The organism is Cytobacillus sp. FSL W7-1323, from assembly GCF_038595015.1.
Taxonomy (GTDB): Bacteria; Bacillota; Bacilli; order Bacillales; family Cytobacillaceae; genus Cytobacillus; species Cytobacillus kochii.
In genome coordinates this window covers 2,993,329-3,013,172 of record NZ_CP151998.1, presented here as the reverse complement: position 1 = coordinate 3,013,172, position 19,844 = coordinate 2,993,329, and the positions used below count along the sequence as shown (strand labels likewise).

Here is a 19,844-nt window from a genome sequence, read left to right as displayed (position 1 = left end):
TTCATTTGTCATGTTCTTTAAATTAGAACAGACAATCTCGAATCCGTTAACGCCGGCTACGGTTAGTTTTGCTAACACTCATAAGGTAGGTTCGATGGACTAGTGGACGGTGAAACCTTTCAGCCTAATTGAGTTTCACTCTCTTTTCGTCTTATGTTCATCTACTATTCTTATTCATCGCGTTAAATCATTAATTTATTGTGATTATGAGGGATAACAAGGGAAATTGTCAATAACATTTTCATTCGTTTTTAGAGATAATTTGTTAAAAGTTATGTGAAAATAATGACATTGTTGAGAAATAAAGCTAAGATTAAATATATATATGTTTAAAGATTAGATTGTTCTACACATATTTTATTTAAATATAATGATTGTTGGAGGGAATGAAAATGGCACAATGGATTAATGATATCGGTCGACTCGTGATTCCTACTCCTTTTCCTGTAGGTGATGTTAACCTTTATGTCATCAAAGGAGAGAAGCTAACCCTTATAGATGCTGGACCTAAAACAGAGGAAGCTTGGGTAGCGTTGCAGTCAGAACTAAATGAATTAGGCTTAACACTGTCAGATATTGAGCAAGTGATTCTTACTCATCATCATCCAGATCACGTTGGTCTGCTTGATTATTTTCCGGCTGATATGCAAATTATTGGTCATCCCTTAAATGAGCGATGGCTCAATCGGACAGAGGATTTCCTACAGCAAAATAATGATTTTTATCAGCATGTTCTCACTGAGTTTGGCTTGATTCAGTATTACGATAAAGTAATGACAAGACTACATAGTGAGCTTGCCTACTTCTGTGATCGCTCATTAGCTCAAGAGATTTGTGAGGGAGACGAACCTCCAGGGTTAAAGGGATGGCGTGTTATTGAAACGCCGGGTCATGCGCAAAGTCATATTGGTTTATTGCGAGAAAGTGACGGAATTTATATTGGTGGTGACCATCTGCTGGCTCATATTTCTCCGAATCCGTTAATGGAGCCACCTTTACCGGGGCAATCTGAGCGTCCTAAATCATTATTGCAATATAACGAATCACTTGATAAATTAAGCCGTTATCCGCTTGCACTTGTATTGCCAGGTCATGGGGAAGTCTTCACAAATGTAAATGAAATCATTCCTCAACGAAAAAAAGCACAGCATGAACGTGCGATGAAGGTCAAGAAATGGCTCATGGAAGAATCAATGACGGTCTTTGATATATGTAAACGCCTTTTTCCGAAAGCTTACAAAATGCAATTACCTCTTACGGTATCTGAAACAATCGGTCAGCTCGACTATTTGCTTGCGATGGGGGAAGTAAATGAGTATAAGAAGGACGGTGTGTCTTTCTATAGTAGCCAAATGAGGTGATAAAATGGTAAAAGATTTACATGGAAAGAACATTATTATTACAGGTGCATCAGGTGGGATAGGTGAAAAGATGGCAAGGCTTTGTGCGGAAAGAGGAGCCAATCTTGCTTTAGTGGCTAGAAGGACAGATAAGTTAGCTGCAATGAAAGAAGAGCTTGAGCAACGCTATTCTATTGATATTTATACATTTTCTTTAGATGTCTCTAATATGGAAAAGGTAGAGGAAGTTTTCCCATTGATTCTCGAACGGTTTAAGGTAATCGACGTCCTTGTGAATAATGCGGGATACGGCATTTTCACTTATGCTCATGATGCAGATATGAAAGAAGTAAAAAGCATGTTCGATGTGAATGTACTGGGTTTAATTGCTTGCACTCAGCAAGTATTGCCAAAAATGTTAGCGACCAAAAGCGGGCATATTATCAATATCGCTTCACAAGCTGGAAAAATTGCCACGCCGAAATCAAGTACCTATTCTGCAACCAAACATGCAGTATTAGGTTATTCTAATAGCCTAAGGATGGAAGTTGCTTCTCAAGGTGTGTATATTACAACAGTGAACCCAGGCCCAATTGAGACGAATTTTTTTGATATTGCCGATAAAGAAGGCACATATGTGAAAAATGTTCAGCGATATATGTTAAAGCCGGAGTATGTTGCGCGAAAAGTTGTTGATGTGATGTTGACGCCAACAAGAGAGGTCAATCTCCCAAGGTGGATGAATTTAGGAAGTAAAGTATTTGCCATTGCTCCCAGATTATTTGAATGGGCTGGACGCGGTGTGTTTAATAAAAAATAATGTTTCAAGTTGAATGGTTTGCATCGGGCTGTTTTTATCTATATGGTGAAATCGTGAAGATATTTATAGAGAAAAGGTGATAGATATGAAAGCAAAATTTGAACCATTATTTGAATCCTATACATTTCCTAACGGTGTGACAGTTAAAAATCGACTTGCACTCGCACCGATGACACATTATTCTTCTAATGAAGATGGCTCTATTTCGGAAGAAGAATTAGTCTTTATTAAGGCCCGTGCAAAGGATTTAGGTACAGTTATTACTGCTTGCGCCAATGTAACACCAAATGGTAAAGCTTTTCCTGGTCAACCGGCTATTTACGATGACCAATTTATTCCTGGTTTAAAAAAACTAGCCGAGACGGTTCAACAAGAAGGGGCAAAAGCGGTGATACAAATTCATCACGGCGGCATTTCATGTCCCTCTGAACTTGTTCCCGATGGTGATGTTGTATCTGCATCAAATATCGATCGTGATAACCAAAAGGCTCGTGCCCTATCGACAGGGGAAATTGAAGAAATCATCGAAGCTTTTGGAGAAGCAACGAGAAGAGCAATTGAAGCAGGTTTTGATGGAGTAGAAATTCATGGTGCAAACGGGTATTTAGTACAGCAGTTTTATTCCCCTTATACGAATAACCGTACGGATGAATGGGGTGGATCCGTAGAAAATCGGATGAAGTTTCCATTGGCTGTTGCGGAAGCTTGCCAAAAAGCGATTGATAAGCATGCAAAGAGACCATTTATTTTCGGTTATCGCTTCTCACCTGAAGAGCCGTCGACACCTGGTTTAACAATGACTGAAACCTTTCAACTAGTGGATGCCTTATCAAATCTTCCATTCGATTATTTGCACATTTCCCTTATGCATGCACTATCTACTCCTCACCGCGGGGCGGATACAGAGCGCACAAGAATTGAGCTGGTGAATGAAGTAATTAACGGACGCGTTCCGTTGATGGCCGTTGGAAAAGTGAATTCACCTGATGATGCATTAGCTGTTAGAGAACGAAATATCCCGCTTATTGCTATAGGTAGAGAATTGCTCATTTCACCAAGATGGGCTGCATATATTCAGGAAGATCGTCTTGAGAAAATAGAATATGCCCTGAATTTAAAAGAAAGAGATAAATATGACATTCCGAACGGATTATGGGAAGTGATCCTAGCTGCAGAAGGTTGGGTCCCATTTACTCGCTAGGAATCTTTAGAAAACAGGAACATGAACAATTTGTTCATGTTTTTTTTGTGTCTTATTTTGGTTACAAAAGAGATTTGCTCGTACAAACCGCCAAAGAAGCGGAGCAACACTGATTTTTTCGACTATCCATTAAACATTCCCGTTAAATAACAGGCATGTCAAATAAAGGAGGAAAAGCTGGGACTTTTTTTGATTATAGATTTAGGTAAAATATCATAATATGTCGAATATTTATACATAGAATAATGGAAGGAGCAGCCTTCTGCTGTACAAGAGTTTGTTTTACCCATAGTCCATCTCATCTAATGATAGAGCTATTCTTATTTAATCCCAGCTTTTGTCTAGGCAGTCGAATATAAGAAATTCGTCGTAAAATTTCCATTGAAAGAGAACGTATATTCGGTTAATATTATGGGTATAAATAAACGGAACATAAGTTCTTATTTTATAGTGAGAAGAGGCAATCTAATGGTTGATTATAGTGTAATGCCAAAACAACAAATTTTATGTATAGATATGAAGAGCTTCTATGCCAGTTGTTCAGCTGTTATACGGGGATTAGATCCAATGGAATGCTATCTTGTAGTGGCGGGAAATCATGATCGTAAAGGTAGTGTCATTCTTGCTGCTTCACCGAGAATGAAGAAAGAATTTGGCATAAAAACAGGGTCGCGGCTATTTGAAGTACCCAATGACCCGCGCATTATTATTGAAGAGCCAAAGATGGCTACGTATTTACGTGTCTCTATGGAAATTACACGTGTATTTCATCGCTATGTACCAAAAGAGGCTGTGCACACTTATAGTGTCGATGAAAGTTTTATTCGTATTGACGGAACAGAACATATATGGGGTGACGCCTATACGATTGCCCAAAAGATAAAAGATGATATCGAAAGGGAATTTCAACTACCTTCATCTGTTGGAATTGGTCCTAATATGTTAATGGCAAAGCTTTGTCTTGATTTAGAAGCAAAGAAGGCTGGTATTGCTGAGTGGACTTATGAGCAGATAGAAGAAAAGCTTTGGCCGATTTCTCCATTAAGTCAAATGTGGGGTATAGGCAGTAGAATGGAGAAAAATTTGAACAGTATGGGCATTTTCACGGTTGGTCAGCTTGCCCATTTTAATCTAACTACACTAGAAAAAAAGTTTGGTATTATGGGCAATCAGCTATATTATCACGCATGGGGAATAGATTTGTCAGAAATCGGTGCTCCGATTTTACAAGGTCAAATTAGCTTTGGGAAAAGTCAAATCTTGCTTCGAGATTATACTGATAGAGAAGAAATCAAGCATGTTGTTTTAGAGATGTGTGAGGAGGTTGCAAGAAGGGCGCGCACACATCGTAAGGCTGGAAGAACCGTTCATTTTGGGCTTGGATATAGCAAGGATGAGTTTGGTGGTGGATTTTATCGTTCTCGGACAATGGAGGAGCCGACAAATGTAACAATGACCATTTATCATGTTTGTTTAGCTTTATTAGATGAACATTATAACGGCAAAACGGTTCGGAAGATTACTATTTCTCTTGGACAAATAACCGATGATCACGAGTATCAGCTTAGTTTATTTGATCAAAACGGCTTTAACAAGCGCAAGCTCGGCTATACCGTCGATCGCATTCGTGCCCGCTTCGGATCTGCTTCCTTATTGCGAGCGGTTTCTTATACCGATGCAGGTACAGCGAGACATAGAGCAACACTTGTCGGTGGCCATAAAAAATAGTAATGAGAAAGAAGGAATAAGTGATGCTTCGTGATCGTGGGAATAAGAAATGGGTTTCAATGATGCTACCGGAACATGTCAAGCTTTTAAGAGAGTATGATGAAAGTCACCATAAACAAACTAAACCTCAGTTAGATGAACAACAATATGAACAGTTCGATGAGGTGATTAGCGAGGCCATGGCGTTTCATACTTTGTTAACATTTACCTTGTTCCGTCGAGGAGAACAAGTGACTATTTCCGGTCGCATTCATTATGTAGATACATTCAAACAATCGCTTCGAGTAGTAAAGGAGGATGACAGTATTGATATCATTTTCCTACCAGAAATCATTCATATAGAAGAAAGTTAAGTTAACTATACCCCGTATCAATCGCCAACACTCTGATCGTCAAAATAAGTAAGAGCGATGTGTTTGAAAAAACGCACCGTAAATTGATGGAGATCAGTCGCAGCCTGAGAGAAATAACGTCCTTTATGCCAGGCGAGTCCAATATTACGTCGACAACGAGGAGCAGTGATCGGGAGTTGCACTGTTTTCGGTAAATTCTCTTGCAATAATGATAACTGTGGTGTAAAAGAAATCCCTAAACCGAGCTCAATCAATCGTAAAATAGCCCCTGCTTCTTCAAGTTCAAGCGGAGTATGGGGAGTGAAGCCTGCTTCAGAGCAAAACTGATCCGTTAAATCTCTAAAATCATAGCCCATCGGACGATTAATAAATACCTCGTTACATACTTCATTTAAATGAACCGAAGATCGGTGGGCAAGGTGGTGATCAGGTGGAACAGATAAAAAGATTTCCTCATCAAGGAGGGTCATCCACTCAATTTCTGTCCCTTCGATAGGCCTCATAGAAATACAAAAATCAATATCTCCATCCTCTAATTGCTTTTTCATCGCTGCTGCTGTGCCGGTGTATTGTTTAATATGAACATTAGGATGCTCCTTCATAAACTCTCCAATAAAGAAGGGTAAGATATGTGGCAGGGCAATGGAAACCGAAGTGATACGATGTTGTGTCGTTACCATTTCTTCTATTTCACGCTCGCCTTCCTCCAATTCAAAAAACACACGATTGATTCTATTTAAATAAGAGCGACCAAAATCATTTAAGCGAATGGTTCGTCCTTGACGATCGAAAAGAGATGCCCCCAAATCATGTTCAAGTCTTGCAATCATTTTACTCAATGCTGGTTGAGATACATGTAATTCATTCGCTGCTTTTGTGATGCTTTCTAAATGAGCTACTTTTTGAAAATAGCGTAACTGTAAAAGCTCCAAAACTATCCACCTCTTTCATAACTTCAAAGTTATAAATTATAGATAAATATGTATTATACGTTATTAAAAGACTATTTTACAATAGTAAACGTAGGACAAAGGAATAGGCAATCACTTATCCTAATTTAATTTACTTTCAAAGGGGAGACAGTTATGAGATTACAAAATAAAGTAGCTATTATTACAGGGGCAGCATCTGGTATGGGCAAGGCTGAAGCCCTTCGTTTTGCTAGTGAAGGAGCGAAAGTAATTGTTGCTGACTTAAATATGGAAGGTGCTGAAGCAGTAGTAACAGAAATAAAGGAAAACAACGGGGAAGCTTTAGCGGTAAAAGTCAATGTAACAGAACAAGCGGATTTAGAAAATATGGTAAAAACAGCTATGGATAACTACGGTCAGATTGATGTTGTTATCAATAATGCTGGAATTTTTGATAAATACACGAACAGTTTAGAAACAACAGAGCAACAATGGGATTTAATATTTGATATTAACGTGAAAGCCATTTATAAAATTACAAACCTTGTATTACCAAATATGATAAAGCGCGGTGAAGGAACAATCGTCAATATTGCTTCCATTGCAGGTCTTGTTGCACAAATGGGTGGAGCCGCTTACACGGCGTCAAAACATGCGGTAGTCGGTTATACGAAGCATATTGCTGCAGTCTATGGTTCAAAAGGTATCAAAATTAATGCGATTGCACCGGGAACAATCCGTACGCCATTAACAGCAGATATGTTAAAAACACGTCCAACAAATAAAATACCGTTAGACCGTTTCGGTAATGACTATGAAGTGGCTGATCTAGCCGTATTTTTAGCATCAGATGAATCGAAATTTATGAACGGTGCAGTCGTACCAATTGATGGCGGCTACACAATCGTATAATTACTTTTTGAAGATAGTCATTAAGCAGTAAAGGCTTAATGGCTATCTTTCTTTAAAGATAAGAAATGAAGCGATTGTTCGAAAAAGGGGGATAAACATGTCAAAATCAAAGAAAGTACCAAATCGCTGGTTTATTTTCACTAGTGCCTGGATCATTATTTTTCTCGTCGCCTCTATTGCGATTTTTAGTGTTTTTTCGGAACCGATGACAAAATTACATGGATGGTCAAGTGCGGACTATAACTTAGCTTACTCATTGTACACTTTAATTTTTGCTATTGTTGCCATATTTGCCGGCATGATTACTGACCGCTATGGGGTCAAGTGGCTGATGTATATTGGTGGGTTACTCTTTGGGTTAGGATGGTTTTTAACTGCTTCAGTGACAACCATTCCAATGCTTTATGTAACCTTCAGCCTAATCGCTGGGAGTGGAGCGGGGATGATGTATAATTCGGCCTTAGTCACAGCCATGCGCTGGTTCCCTGATAAGGGTGGAAAGATTTCAGGGTTATTATTATCAAGTGCAGCAATTGGTCCATTTATATTGTCTCCGATTGCGGCGATGATTATTGAACGTTTCGGTGTGCTAGTATCATTTCGTATACTGGGGATCGTCTTTTTTATCGGTGTTTGGGCTGTGGGTTGGTTAATGTACACTGCACCAGCTAACTTCCGTCCTAAAGGCTGGAAATTACCATCGGAAAAAGAACAAAGTCAAAAGAAAAAGGCGGCAATCATCAATCTAAATTGGAAGGAAATGCTTGCTACGCCACTGTTTTATCTATTATTTTTAACTTTAGTGGCAGCGAGTACGGCAGGAACAATGATGGTATCTTCTGCTTCTGTAATCGCTCAAGACCAAGTTGGGTTAACAGCGACAGTTGGTGCAGTCATTGTCAGTATTAGCACATTATCGAACTTTGTTGGACGCTTAGCGTTTGGTGTTATTTATGATAAATTCGGTTCCTATATCGCTCTATTAATTAATTTAGTTATGACGATTGCAGCATTATTACTATTAACGATGGCGACATCACTTGTGTACTTCACCATTTGTATTATTATTCTCGGTTTTGCTTTTGGTGGTTTACTTGTTGTGTTTCCGCCTTTAACTAGTCAGTCATTTGGTCAAAAGAATTTCGGTATGAACTATGCAATCGTTTTTCTTGGCTATTCTGGGGGCGCTTTTGTAGGTCCACGTATCGCTTCCTACTTCAAGGAAACAACAGGAAGCTTTACGACTGCTTATATCGCAGCAGCAATCTTAACAGCTATCGGTATTGGGCTTGTAGGTTTAGTGTTATTTTTAAATAAAAAGAAAGAAAAGAAACAGCAAGCAATCATTGCGTAAGCATAAGTGCTTCCCACCTGAACCTTTTAAGAAAAGAAGTTCAGGTGGTTTTTTATTTTTTTAAACCATTGACAATTTATCTACTTAGTCATATTATGTAGTAGTACTTAGTTTTACTATATAGTTAATATCGTTTATGTTAAAGAACAAGTTGTTTATGTATACTACCTAGTATTACTACTTAGTTAAGAATGAAAGAGGGGTTTAACGAGTGAAAGGGTTAACAGAGTTATTGAAAGGTGTGTTAGAAGGAATTGTGCTTCAGAAAATAGGGCAGGGGGAGACTTATGGCTATGAAATCACACAGTATTTACAAAACATAGGCTTTGAAGATATTGCAGAAGGAACTGTGTACACTGTGTTGCTTAGACTTGAAAAGAAAGAGCTGTTACATGTTGAAAAAAGAAAATCGGAGCTTGGTCCACCAAGGAAGTTTTATACGTTAAATGATTCCGGAAAGTATGAGCTCGATAAGTTTTGGGAGAAATGGTTTTTTCTCTCTAGAAAATTAAATGACATAAAGGAGAATGATAGTAAATGAAAAACCTATTTGAAAAATTAATTGGCAGTAAAAAGCGGTATAACGATTATAAAGCTGAAAAAGAGCAGTTGCCACAAAGTTACAAGGACGCCCTTCATGCGTTAGAACAGTATATGTGGAATTTCGCCAAAGGAGAAAATTTTATGGAAGTGTTAGAAAATATGCTTCAATTATTTAAAGAAAGTTCAATTGAGCAACTTCCATTACAGGATATTATGGGTAATGATCCTGTTGAATTTGCAAATGCCATTATGGCGCAATATCCAGAGGAACTTTGGTTTATTAAAAGCCAAGAAAAGCTCAGATTGGAAATAGAAAGATTAAATAATAATTAGATAATGGCAGTTGGATGGTTGTCAAATGGTACCTAATGGACTGAAGCTGTTATTCAATCATTTTCGTTGTTATAATCATGATTAACATAGGAAGAAAGGGCGGTAAAGTTGAAGATAACAATTACACCAAGAGCCATAATGAAACTAACAGAAAAATTAAAAAATAAAGATGGTTATTTAAAATTAAAATATGATACTGAAGGTTGTGGCTGTGTTGTAAGCGGTGTAACTGCTTTGTGGCTTGTGAAAGAACTAGAGCCAGATGACAGCGAAGTACAAACAGATTTCATGTCTATTTATATCGAGCCTTCTAAGGAAGTCTTTTTATCAGAAGAGGTAACGATTGATTATAGTTATAAGGCAAGATGCTTTCAATTAAAAAATAATTATGAATACTTGAATCCACGTATGGCTTTTATGGATTATACGAAATGAGAAAGAGAAGAAACAGAAATCTTCTCTTTTTTTGTTGACTAATTTAGTAAACATATTTAAAATTTGTTTATATAAGGAGGGTAATATGGACTTTCAATCATTAACTGTCACTGAACTAAAGCAAGGATATCAATATCGATCACAAGAAGCTGTTTACGTATGTAATTATTGCCAACAGACTTTTGAAACAGGGCGGGTTTATCAATTTGCCGAAGAAATGTTTTTAGGAAAACAAGCAGTAGAGTGGCATATATCCGAAGAGCACGGAGGGAATTTTCTGCAGCTACTTTCAAACGAGAGTAAATATAATACGCTAACAGATAAACAAAAGCAGTTGTTAAGCGCCTTTCAATCGGGTAAAAAAGATGCCCAAATTGCAGAAGAGATGAATGTATCTCACTCAACGATTCGCCATCAAAAGTTTTCATTTCGTGAAAAGGCAAAGCAAGCAAAGCTATACTTAGCCATATATGAAAATGCGTTTCTAGGTCATCTTCAGGAAGAAATCATCCCTATTCATAACGGTGCGACTATGGTGGATGAACGCTACTTTATGACAATAGAAGAACGAGAGCAAATCATAAATGAAAATTTCGAGAGCCTCCATCCGCTCAAGTTAAAACGATTACCGAAAAAAGAGAAAAAGAAAATCGCGATTTTAAGTCGCATCATCAAAGAATTTGTTACTGGGCGCACATACGGAGAAGATGAAATAAAAGAAATACTAGTAGGCATATACGATGATTATGTCACTATAAGAAGGTATTTAATCGATTATGGATATATGAACAGGACGCCAGATGGCAAAGCCTATTGGGTAAATGATTAAGGAGGAATACTATTGAAACCCGATCGTAAGAAAGAATTAAAACAACAGTATAAAGAGATGAAAACCTATTATGGTGTGATTAGAATAAAAAACGAAAGCAATGGAAAAAAATTTATTGATGCTGTACCAAATGTGAAAAATCGTTGGCTTACTTCTAAAATGATCTTAAATGATGGTCGTCATATGAACAAAGAATTACAAGAAGATTGGCATAAATACGGTGAAGAAGTGTTTAGTTATGAAGTACTCTGGCAGAAGGATAAAAGTGAGATCAACGATATGAAGTTCGAACTGCAAAAAAAGAGAAAAGAATGGATTCTTAAAGAAGAGGCTTATGATGACAAAGGCTATCACCATAAACCCGAGGAATAATAGGTTAGAAAAGTTATGCTAAGCAAATTTGATTTTCTATGCCTTGGTTGAGGGCATCTATAAAGAGCTGTGTGCGCTAAAAAGAGAAATGAGCAACAAGTAAAAACAAAAGCTTCAGTCTAGTCAATGATAGAGGGTGGGAATTTGGTTAAAAATCAGCTTATGGTAGGCTATCGCTCAAATTTATGGGCAGGTGAATCTTCCACTTGAAAGGGGATTCCATTATCCGTAAAGAAAGAGTCGATGGCTGCTTCATAGGCTTCTTTATTTTCATTGTATGATTGAGCATGTGCGCCATTTTTAGCAATGAACAGTTTTTTGGGTTCATTTTTTTGTTCATACAGCATTTCCGTCATAACAGGTGGGATAAATGTATCATCTTTACTATGGATAAAAAGAACAGGCTTACTGATATAAGATACGACAGCGAGTGGTGACACGTCATGGATGGAATATTTGTCACGCAATCTAAGAAAAACGTTACTTATTGGCAAGATTACTTTAGGTGGTAATTTAAAGGTCGTACGCAAATGATGAGTAAGTTGACCAGATAAATCAGAAAAAGGACAATCAGCAATATAAAAATCAGCATCATCAGCAAGGCTCCCAGCGTATAAGAGCATTGTCGCTGCCCCCATTGATTCACCATGAATACCTAAGAGTACATCAGGACCTTTCTGCCTTTTGAGCCAATCTACCACAGCTTTAAGATCATATTTCTCATAATAGCCATAGCTCGTTGTCTTCCCGCCAGATTCACCATGTCTTCGGTGATCATAAATAACAACATTGAACCCGCGAGATAAAAACAAGTTCATATATTTTATAGAGTTCGTTTTATTCTCTGTCACCCCATGAGAAATGATGACGTATCTATTACTAGGATAAGGTGCGGCAACGACAACTTTAAGAGAGTATCCTAAAGGAGAATGGATAAAATGTTCTTCCTTTTCTAATTGATCATAGGCTGAGACATTTAATCTGCCAGCGATGCTTTCTCTTTCAACGATAACCGCGTTATCTTTTTTACGAATATACATTAATTTATTTGTGAAATAGGTGCCAATAGAGAGAATAACAGTTAGCAGTAATAAACTATAGCGCAGGATTCTTTTCATTTTTTCCCTCCATGGTGTTTTCCTTTATTTTACCATTTGGACAAAAGAAATATCCATCTTAAAACACCGGTTCGTGTCATAAGATGGACGGATTGTTTAAGCATTTAGTTGAAAATAACTACTTTCAATTGTCCTTGTCATATGTGGCTTAACGAGATGAATGGCTTCAACTAACTTTTGCAAGTCTATATTGGTTGAGATACCCATTCTCTCTAACATATATACCACATCTTCCGTAGCAGCGTTCCCAGCTGCACCTGGAGCGAAAGGGCAGCCGCCAAGCCCACCAGCAGAAGTATCAAAACGGTCGACACCAGCTTGAAGAGCAGCAAGGATGTTAGGAAGAGCTAATTTTCGTGTATCATGAAAATGAGCGGTAATGAGTGTTTTAGGAAAAGCATCTTTTAACTTTTTAAATACATCAAATGATTCATGCGGAGCCGCCATTCCGATGGTATCAGCAACACTTAACTCATCTGCTCCTGCATTGACAAAGGCTTGGCATAATTTTAATGTATCATTTACATCTACTTTTCCTTCGTACGGACAATAAAAAGCTGTGGAAATACAAGCACGTACAAAATATCCATTTCCTTTTAATTCTTTGATTATTGGCACAATTTCAGCGACACTTTCTTCGGTTGTTTTATTAATATTCTTTTTGTTGAACGTTTGACTAACACCAACAAAAGTAGCAACGGCCTGGCAATCAGTAGCATAAACACGATCAATCCCTTTTCGGTTGGGAGCAAGCACCATATCTCGCGTATGTGATGTGAGGGTATCAGCAACAATTTCAGCTGCATCACTCATTTGCGGTACCCATTTTGGCGAAACAAATGAGGTAAGTTCCATTTCTTTTACACCAGCACTTTTTAATTTTTGAATAAATTGTTTTTTGATATCTGTTGGAACGAAGTTTTTTTCATTCTGTAGTCCATCTCTCGGGCCCACTTCAATAATCGTCACTTCTTTTGGCAGTGTAAACATTATATTCCTCCTTTTATAGAAAGCGTTTACTTTATTGTAGTGGTTTAATATTCAGAAATGCAAGAATTAAGTAAAGTGTGGCATAATAGAGAGGTAGATTCATAACAAGGTAACCATGGAGGGGAAAAACAGTATGGAACGAGCAGAAGTCGTTATTGTAAGCGCTACAAGAACAGCGTTAGGAACATTTAATGGGAGTTTAAAAGGGGTATCAGCGATAGATCTAGGAGCAGTAGTTATTAAGGAAGCATTAAAAAAAGCAGGGGTAGAAGCATCGGCAGTTGACGAAATTATTATGGGGAATGTGCTGCAAGCAGGATTAGGCCAAAACCCAGCAAGACAAGCAGCTATAAAAGCAGGTGTACCTGAAAGTGTTTCTTCAATGACTATTAATAAAGTGTGTGGCTCTGGCTTGAAAGCCGTTCATTTAGCAACGCAAGCAATTGTCGCTGGAGATGCAGACATTATTGTCGCTGGTGGCATGGAAAATATGAGCCAAGCACCTTATATTCTAAAAGGTGCACGTGATGGGTTTAAAATGGGTAATACTACTTTATATGACTCCCTTATTGATGATGGGCTAACATGTGCATTTAATCAGTATCATATGGGTGTAACTGCTGAAAACTTATGTGATAAATATGAGATTTCTAGAGCGGAACAAGATCAATTTGCGGCTGAGAGCCAAGAGAAAGCAACGCAAGCAATCGAATCTGGTCGCTTTAAAGATGAAATCGTTCCGGTAGAGATTCCGCAGCGAAAAGGAGAGCCAATCATTTTTGATCAAGATGAACATCCAAAAGCAGGTACAACGGCAGAAAAATTAGGTAAACTCCGCCCAGCATTTAGAAAAGAAGGAAGTGTGACAGCAGGCAATGCATCTGGTATCAATGATGGTGCAGCGGCAGTGGTAGTAATGAGTAAACAAAAAGCGGAAGAGTTAGGAATTAAGCCACTTGTTACAATTAAAGGAAATGGGAATGCTGGTGTTGACCCAAGTATTATGGGAATTGGTCCAGTAGAAGCGGTGAAGAAAGCATTAACGAAAGCAAATACTACATTGGAAGAATTAGAGTTAATTGAAGCAAACGAAGCTTTTGCGGCCCAGTCCCTAGCGGTTGATCGTGAATTGAACTTTAAGAAAGACATCTTAAATGTAAACGGTGGCGCAATTGCTCTAGGGCACCCAATTGGTGCAAGTGGCGCACGAATTTTAGTTACTCTCATCCATGAAATGCAAAAACGCCAAGCGAAGAAAGGTTTAGCAACATTGTGTATTGGTGGCGGCCAAGGTGTGGCAACTGTAATAGAGCTTGCAGAATAATTTATGGTGAGAGGGTTCTATGCTATAATAACCATACATTCTATACAAAAGAATGAGGGGGTAGGACACCAGTCATGAAGCAGAGAAAACAGCGAGCACAATCAAAGAAAATAAGTGAAGATAAGCCGCTTACTTTAGGAGATATGTTAAATCCTGAGCTTGTCAGAGGGTTGCAAGTGAAGAAAAATGAGCTAAAAAAAGCGGAAGAAATAAAGTTTGAGGTAGAATCACGTAGAAAAGCAGAAGAGCGTAAATTACGTGAGAAAAATAAAAGCTTTGAAGAGCTTTTAGGCGAAAGTAACTTAAATTGGAAAGAATTTAAATAATAGATTACGAGAAAAGATGACGTATCCAAAGGTACGTCATCCTTTTTGATTTAAGTAAGTGTTAACGATGTGCCTCGTACTTATTCATTTTAGCTAATTGTTCCATGAAAGTTAATTCTGACTTAGATAATGGCTCTGCACGAACGGCGGCAACATTCTCTTTAACCTGCTCCATAGAAGAGGCACCGGCAATAATAGAAGTAACCCCTTTATGTGCCAAGTTATATTGTATAGCCGCTTCTTGTAGATGGCGTGTTTCAGTAAACTTTGCTTTAAGCTCAGTCAGAAGAGCGCGCAATTCAGTTTCACTATAATCTAAATATCCTTGTTCCGATAGTTTATCAATCCAGTTTTCACTTAATAAACCTTTAGCGAGTGGACCTCTCGTAACGACACTAATGTTATTTTCAGCTAATAGTGGTAAAACTTCTTCCTCTGGACGACGATCAAGTAAACTATATTGCATCATTACTGAATCAATAGAGGCATGCTTAACATATTCGCGAATCACATTAGGACGAATGGAGGAGATACCATATGCCTTAATAAAACCTTCTTGTTTAAGCTCTTCAAACGCGTCAATTGTTTCTAGTATATTATCTTCTAGCGTCCCGCCATGCAATTGATATAAGTCAATATATTCTACACTTAATCGTTTCAAGCTTTGTTTTACGGCTTCTTTTATATAAGCTTTTGACGGATCCCAGCGCCAGCCTTCTTTTCCTTCAGTCCACCGATTACCTACTTTTGTGGCAATAACGACATCCTCTCGTACGCGTTTTAACGCTTCTCCAACTAGCTGTTCATTCAAACCAAAGTCGTATAAGTCGGCTGTATCAAAATAATTAATACCTTCTTCTAGTGCTGTTTCAATAATCGCTTGTGCCTTTCGTTTATCTGTTCCAAGTGACATACAACCAAGACCAAGTGGAGTAACCATTAATGGTGATTTACCTAACTGTACTTTTTTCATTTGTGAACCTCCGCTCTCCTCTGAGTATTTTTTATCTATTTTACCGATACTGAGAGAGGTTAAACAAATCTTTTGATTCATTGCATGGAGAATTTATGAGTCACGTTCGCTATTCTTGGGCTCCTTGTAATAATCATCATTTGTTGTTCCATCTATCCATTCTCTAACATAAGTAAATGACTTCTGATAAACCTTTAGTTTTTCTTTAATTTCCCATGCCTTACCAACAAAGGTAATACCCTTTTCATGAACGTAAATTTTCATCAAGAGCTCTCCTAAACATAAGTATGTTAAAATGTATGAGCAGAATAATCGGATAGAACAGGAGTGACGAGAGAAAATGAGTCGCCTAGAAGAAAAAACGTTAAAAACGGAAAAAATCTTTGACGGTAGGATTATTCGACTCCAAGTAGAGGAAGTTGAACTACCGAACGGACAATTGTCGAAAAGAGAAGTAGTCAAGCACCCAGGTGCAGTAGCAATATTAGCACTAACAGATGAAGGAAAAATGGTTATGGTTGAACAATACCGTAAAGCACTTGAGAAGACGATAATTGAAATACCAGCAGGTAAATTAGAAGGAAACGAAGATCCCCTACAATGTGCAAAAAGAGAATTAGAAGAAGAAACAGGGTATGGGTGTGATGAGATAGAGTGGCTTATTTCTTTTTATACCTCTCCTGGTTTTGCTGATGAAATTGTTCATTTGTATATGGCAAAAGGTTTACATGTGATAGAAAATTCGGCCAATCTTGATGAAGATGAATTTGTTAATCTGAAAGAAGTCACTGTTCAAGAAGCTGTCCAATTAATAGGAGAGCAAAAAATCTATGATGCGAAAACCGCTTATGCAGTTCAATATATGCAACTAAAAGAAGCATTGCAGGAAAAATGAAATCTTATTATGCAGATTTGCATATTCATATTGGGAGAACCGCTACTGGAAAGCCGGTTAAAATCACAGGTTCAAAAAACTTGACTTTTACAAACATTATTCATCATGCAAAAAATCAAAAAGGGTTAGACATCATTGGGATTATCGATTGTCATTCTCCAGAAGTGATAAATGAAATAGAGGCTTTACTTCAGGAGGGTGAGTTACAAGAACATGAGGATGGCGGATTATTATTTGATGATATGATGATTATTCTTGGTTCAGAGCTCGAGATTTATGATCAATATTGTCATGGGCCCATCCATGTTCTATCGTTTTTCCCAACACTTAGCCACATGAAAGATTTTTCAAACTGGTTGTCAGTTTTAATGAAGAATATTCAACTGAGTTCACAGCGTGTTTATATAGAAGGACGTATGCTTCAACAAAAGGTAAAGGAATTAGAAGGTTTGTTTATTCCTGCCCATGTGTTTACACCTTTTAAAAGCTTATATGGAAAGGGCGTAAAGCATTCACTTAAGGAAGTATTTGACCCTCATTCGATTGATGCAATTGAATTAGGATTGAGCGCTAATACAGAAATGGCCGACAGGATAGCTGAGTTACATGACTATCCATTTATAACAAACTCTGATGCGCATTCATTAGCGAAAATTGCAAGAGAATACCAAAAAATCTCCCTCCAAGAATTAAGTTTTAAGGAGTTAACTATGGCACTGCAACAAATGGATGGAAGAGCAGTTGAAGCTAATTATGGATTAGATCCGCTTCTGGGTAAATATCATGAGACGGTCTGTGTTCAATGTGGTGTGGCCCAGCCACAAGGGACAGTACTATGCAGTAACTGTGCTAGTAAGAAAATCATTAAAGGGGTAAAAAATCGTATTCAAGAGTTAGCAAATGTAACTTCAATGGCTCAAGGGAGGAAACGACCACCATATATCCATCAAATCCCTTTAGAGTTTATTCCCGGAATCGGGGTAAAGACATTAGAAAAGCTACTTCTTCATTATGGCACAGAAATGGCCATCATCCATGATGTTCCTCTTGCCTCATTGCAACAAGTCATACCTGAACAAGCAGCGCTTCTGATTGAGCAGGCGAGATCAGGGAGCTTACAATTTGACGTAGGTGGCGGAGGAAGATATGGTAGAATTCGCATTGATTAAATACTAGACTTGACAGACTACCCATGTCGGGGATAAGATACAGTGGTATAAATAATTGAATGCCAAAACCGGTACGGATTTGTGGACTTTTTAAGAGTAGACACTCTTTTTTCGCCACACATTGATGCAAGTAGCATCGATGTGTGGCTTTTTGTATTTTAAAAAAATGCTCTTATCTTTATTAAAACGATATTTGTCAACCGGTAGATTGAGGAGGAAATACGGATGAAACAATCAATGTATCCTTTAGCAGTCCTTATCGGAGGTGCTTGCTTTGGTGTATTATCAACCTTTGTCAAGCTTGCCTACGGTGAGGGGTTCGAACTTGCTGAAGTTTCTGGAAGCCAATTTTTAGCTGGGACGTTACTGATTTGGCTTATATTCTTGTTTACAAAAAAACAGAAGATAAGCTTCAAGCGTTTTAGCTTTCTCGTATTATGTGGTGTGCCAACTGGTTTAACGGGAATATTTTATTATCAATCCTTACAGTCTTTAAATGCGTCGTTAGCCATCATTTTCTTATTTCAGTTTGTTTGGATTGGTACGGCTATTGAGTTTATTGTTGATAGAAAAAAACCAGGAATGAAAAAATTACGTGCGATTTTGCTGTTACTTATTGGCTCTTTCTTGGCAACAGGTATTTTGTCACAAGGATTTAATGACTTTTCTCTAGTTGGTGCAGGATGGGGTATGCTTGCGGCATTATCCTTCTCCATCTTCGCCTATATTAGTAGCACGGTAGGGAAAGAAGTACCGCCGATCCAAAGAAGCGCTGTCTTTGCCATTGGTGGATTACTCATTACTTTTGTCATCTTCCCGCCAGTTTTCTTAGCTGATGCAGCAACTGTAACGGCACTTATGCCGTACGGATTGTTTTTAGGTCTTTTTGGTGTCACTTTACCACCATTGTTATTTGCAATCGGAATGCCTCATGTGGGTGCTGGGTTAGGTACAATATTGACATCGTCAGAATTACCAGTTGCTTTACTAATGTCTGTACTGGTTTTACAGGAAGAACTTGTCCCGCTTCAGTGGTTAGGGGTTTGTATTATCATTTTAGGGATTATTTATGGTAATGTGGCTCATAAAACAAAAAAGGACCACGACCTCATTCAGTCGTCAAAGGCGAGTTAATTAATCGGGGATATGTTTATTTTTTTCTTGAGATGGTGGGGGCTTTGTTTAAGATTTTGACAAGGCCCTCACCTTTTTGTATGAGGATATCAATTAGTCATCAACTTTTACTTTTGCATACACACATGTACTTCTTAGGGATATGTTATCGGTTGCTAAGCTATCGTTACGCAATATGCCCTCTAATGGGAAACCGAGACGTTCCGCTATTCGCCGACTATCTATATTTTTTTCATCACAGCGGATTTCAACTCTATTCGCTTTGAAATGCTCAAAACAGAAAGCTGTCAAAGCTTCTGCAGCTTCTGTTATATAGCCATTCTTAATTTGGCGGCTATCACACCAATAACCAATTTCAAATTTTTTAATATCCCAATTTATCCGGTGAAGGCCGATTGAGCCAACAAAAAGATGATTCTCCTTCAGATAGATATGTAGACGGAAATCGCTTCGGTTAATAAATTCGGCAAAAGATGCGCGTATTCCAGCTTCTACTTCTTCAACAGTCTCTTCTTTTACAGCAAAAGGCAACCACTTTTTTAGAGAATCTCGCGACACTGCAATGGCTTCATGCACTATCTTGCCGTCACCAGGCAAACATGGTCTAAAATACAAACGTGTTGTTTCTATTTTCTCTGGAAAATCTACTAAGATGGGATTCATTCTTTATTCTCCTTTTTAATTTAATAGCGCCTATCGCCGGTCTATCATACCCTTTTACATATAGTAAATGTAACTTTCTTAAAGTGTAAATAAATAACATCTTATTGACAATAAAAATTTT

At 37.9% G+C, this 19,844-nt stretch carries 23 protein-coding genes; 17 read left to right on the top strand and 6 right to left on the bottom strand.

Annotated elements, in window-relative coordinates; all coding sequences use genetic code 11:
* The first annotated feature begins 392 nt into the window (after positions 1-392).
* The 5 genes from MKX67_RS15225 (at position 393) to MKX67_RS15205 (ending at position 5,442) form a co-directional block, all read left to right on the top strand.
* A complete protein-coding gene (locus tag MKX67_RS15225) occupies positions 393-1,361 on the top strand; it encodes an MBL fold metallo-hydrolase (protein WP_095372666.1) in 969 nt (322 codons plus the stop codon).
* 4 nt (positions 1,362-1,365) lie between these two features.
* The gene (locus tag MKX67_RS15220; RefSeq protein ID WP_095372667.1) at positions 1,366-2,160 is read left to right on the top strand and encodes an SDR family oxidoreductase; all 795 of its coding nucleotides are present in this window, start codon (positions 1,366-1,368) and stop codon (positions 2,158-2,160) included.
* 85 nt (positions 2,161-2,245) lie between these two features.
* Complete coding sequence (locus MKX67_RS15215) at positions 2,246-3,361, top strand: NADH-dependent flavin oxidoreductase (RefSeq protein WP_095372668.1); 1,116 nt, start codon at positions 2,246-2,248, stop codon at positions 3,359-3,361.
* 468 nt (positions 3,362-3,829) lie between these two features.
* Positions 3,830-5,089 carry a UV damage repair protein UvrX gene (locus MKX67_RS15210; RefSeq protein WP_322909575.1) on the top strand — a complete coding sequence of 420 codons (1,260 nt, stop codon included), beginning with the start codon at positions 3,830-3,832 and terminating at the stop codon, positions 5,087-5,089.
* Positions 5,090-5,112: 23 nt separating this feature from the next.
* Positions 5,113-5,442 carry a YolD-like family protein gene (locus tag MKX67_RS15205; protein ID WP_095372670.1) on the top strand — a complete coding sequence of 110 codons (330 nt, stop codon included), beginning with the start codon at positions 5,113-5,115 and terminating at the stop codon, positions 5,440-5,442.
* 17 nt (positions 5,443-5,459) lie between these two features.
* On the opposite strand, the gene MKX67_RS15200 is transcribed toward MKX67_RS15205, so the two are convergent.
* A complete protein-coding gene (locus MKX67_RS15200; protein ID WP_095372671.1) occupies positions 5,460-6,374 on the bottom strand; it encodes a LysR family transcriptional regulator in 915 nt (304 codons plus the stop codon).
* Positions 6,375-6,527: 153 nt separating this feature from the next.
* On the opposite strand from MKX67_RS15200, the gene MKX67_RS15195 reads away from it, so the two are divergent.
* The 7 genes from MKX67_RS15195 to MKX67_RS15165 all read left to right on the top strand — a co-directional run bounded on the left by MKX67_RS15195 (position 6,528) and on the right by MKX67_RS15165 (position 11,131).
* Positions 6,528-7,265, top strand: coding sequence for a glucose 1-dehydrogenase (locus MKX67_RS15195; protein WP_095372672.1), 738 nt, complete (start codon positions 6,528-6,530; stop codon positions 7,263-7,265).
* Between the two features lie 97 nt (positions 7,266-7,362).
* Positions 7,363-8,619 (top strand): OFA family MFS transporter, encoded by a 1,257-nt coding sequence (locus tag MKX67_RS15190; protein WP_341056214.1) that lies wholly within the window; start codon positions 7,363-7,365, stop codon positions 8,617-8,619.
* Positions 8,620-8,830: 211 nt separating this feature from the next.
* A complete protein-coding gene (locus tag MKX67_RS15185; protein WP_095372674.1) occupies positions 8,831-9,160 on the top strand; it encodes a PadR family transcriptional regulator in 330 nt (109 codons plus the stop codon).
* Positions 9,157-9,495, top strand: a complete 339-nt coding sequence (locus tag MKX67_RS15180) for a DUF1048 domain-containing protein (RefSeq protein ID WP_307312973.1) — start codon at positions 9,157-9,159, stop codon at positions 9,493-9,495. The genes MKX67_RS15185 and MKX67_RS15180 overlap by 4 nt, the downstream gene beginning before the upstream one ends.
* 108 nt (positions 9,496-9,603) lie before the next feature.
* Positions 9,604-9,930 (top strand): iron-sulfur cluster biosynthesis family protein, encoded by a 327-nt coding sequence (locus MKX67_RS15175; protein ID WP_307312975.1) that lies wholly within the window; start codon positions 9,604-9,606, stop codon positions 9,928-9,930.
* An 85-nt stretch (positions 9,931-10,015) separates the two neighbouring features.
* Entirely contained in the window at positions 10,016-10,759 is a 744-nt protein-coding gene (locus MKX67_RS15170) for a DUF2087 domain-containing protein (protein WP_095372677.1), read from the top strand.
* Positions 10,760-10,771: 12 nt separating this feature from the next.
* Positions 10,772-11,131 carry a GIY-YIG nuclease family protein gene (locus MKX67_RS15165; protein WP_322909571.1) on the top strand — a complete coding sequence of 120 codons (360 nt, stop codon included), beginning with the start codon at positions 10,772-10,774 and terminating at the stop codon, positions 11,129-11,131.
* 170 nt (positions 11,132-11,301) lie between these two features.
* Here MKX67_RS15165 and MKX67_RS15160 read toward each other — a convergent pair whose 3' ends face one another.
* Complete coding sequence (locus MKX67_RS15160; protein ID WP_095372678.1) at positions 11,302-12,249, bottom strand: alpha/beta hydrolase; 948 nt, start codon at positions 12,247-12,249, stop codon at positions 11,302-11,304.
* 96 nt (positions 12,250-12,345) lie between these two features.
* Entirely contained in the window at positions 12,346-13,242 is an 897-nt protein-coding gene (locus MKX67_RS15155; RefSeq protein WP_340978558.1) for a hydroxymethylglutaryl-CoA lyase, read from the bottom strand.
* Positions 13,243-13,372: 130 nt separating this feature from the next.
* Between MKX67_RS15155 and MKX67_RS15150 the strand changes: the two genes are divergently transcribed.
* Positions 13,373-14,563 carry an acetyl-CoA C-acetyltransferase gene (locus tag MKX67_RS15150; protein ID WP_095372680.1) on the top strand — a complete coding sequence of 397 codons (1,191 nt, stop codon included), beginning with the start codon at positions 13,373-13,375 and terminating at the stop codon, positions 14,561-14,563.
* A 74-nt stretch (positions 14,564-14,637) separates the two neighbouring features.
* On the top strand, positions 14,638-14,889 hold the full coding sequence (locus MKX67_RS15145) for a YqkE family protein (protein ID WP_341056209.1): 252 nt from the start codon (positions 14,638-14,640) through the stop codon (positions 14,887-14,889).
* A 61-nt stretch (positions 14,890-14,950) separates the two neighbouring features.
* On the opposite strand, the gene MKX67_RS15140 is transcribed toward MKX67_RS15145, so the two are convergent.
* Together MKX67_RS15140 and mciZ are read right to left on the bottom strand one after the other, a co-directional pair.
* Positions 14,951-15,862 carry an aldo/keto reductase gene (locus tag MKX67_RS15140; RefSeq protein ID WP_095372682.1) on the bottom strand — a complete coding sequence of 304 codons (912 nt, stop codon included), beginning with the start codon at positions 15,860-15,862 and terminating at the stop codon, positions 14,951-14,953.
* Between the two features lie 93 nt (positions 15,863-15,955).
* Positions 15,956-16,126: a Z-ring formation inhibitor MciZ gene (gene mciZ / locus MKX67_RS15135; RefSeq protein ID WP_307312985.1), complete on the bottom strand. Its 171-nt coding sequence runs from the start codon at positions 16,124-16,126 to the stop codon at positions 15,956-15,958.
* A gap of 76 nt (positions 16,127-16,202) precedes the next feature.
* On the opposite strand from mciZ, the gene MKX67_RS15130 reads away from it, so the two are divergent.
* From MKX67_RS15130 to MKX67_RS15120, 3 genes are all read left to right on the top strand, one after another.
* Complete coding sequence (locus tag MKX67_RS15130; RefSeq protein ID WP_095372684.1) at positions 16,203-16,757, top strand: NUDIX hydrolase; 555 nt, start codon at positions 16,203-16,205, stop codon at positions 16,755-16,757.
* Positions 16,754-17,926: an endonuclease Q family protein gene (locus MKX67_RS15125; protein WP_341051559.1), complete on the top strand. Its 1,173-nt coding sequence runs from the start codon at positions 16,754-16,756 to the stop codon at positions 17,924-17,926. Before MKX67_RS15130 ends, MKX67_RS15125 begins: the two co-directional genes overlap by 4 nt.
* Positions 17,927-18,151: 225 nt before the next feature.
* Positions 18,152-19,060 carry a DMT family transporter gene (locus MKX67_RS15120; protein ID WP_307312989.1) on the top strand — a complete coding sequence of 303 codons (909 nt, stop codon included), beginning with the start codon at positions 18,152-18,154 and terminating at the stop codon, positions 19,058-19,060.
* Positions 19,061-19,153: 93 nt separating this feature from the next.
* Here MKX67_RS15120 and MKX67_RS15115 read toward each other — a convergent pair whose 3' ends face one another.
* Positions 19,154-19,723 carry a GNAT family N-acetyltransferase gene (locus MKX67_RS15115; RefSeq protein ID WP_095372687.1) on the bottom strand — a complete coding sequence of 190 codons (570 nt, stop codon included), beginning with the start codon at positions 19,721-19,723 and terminating at the stop codon, positions 19,154-19,156.
* Positions 19,724-19,844: the final 121 nt, after the last annotated feature.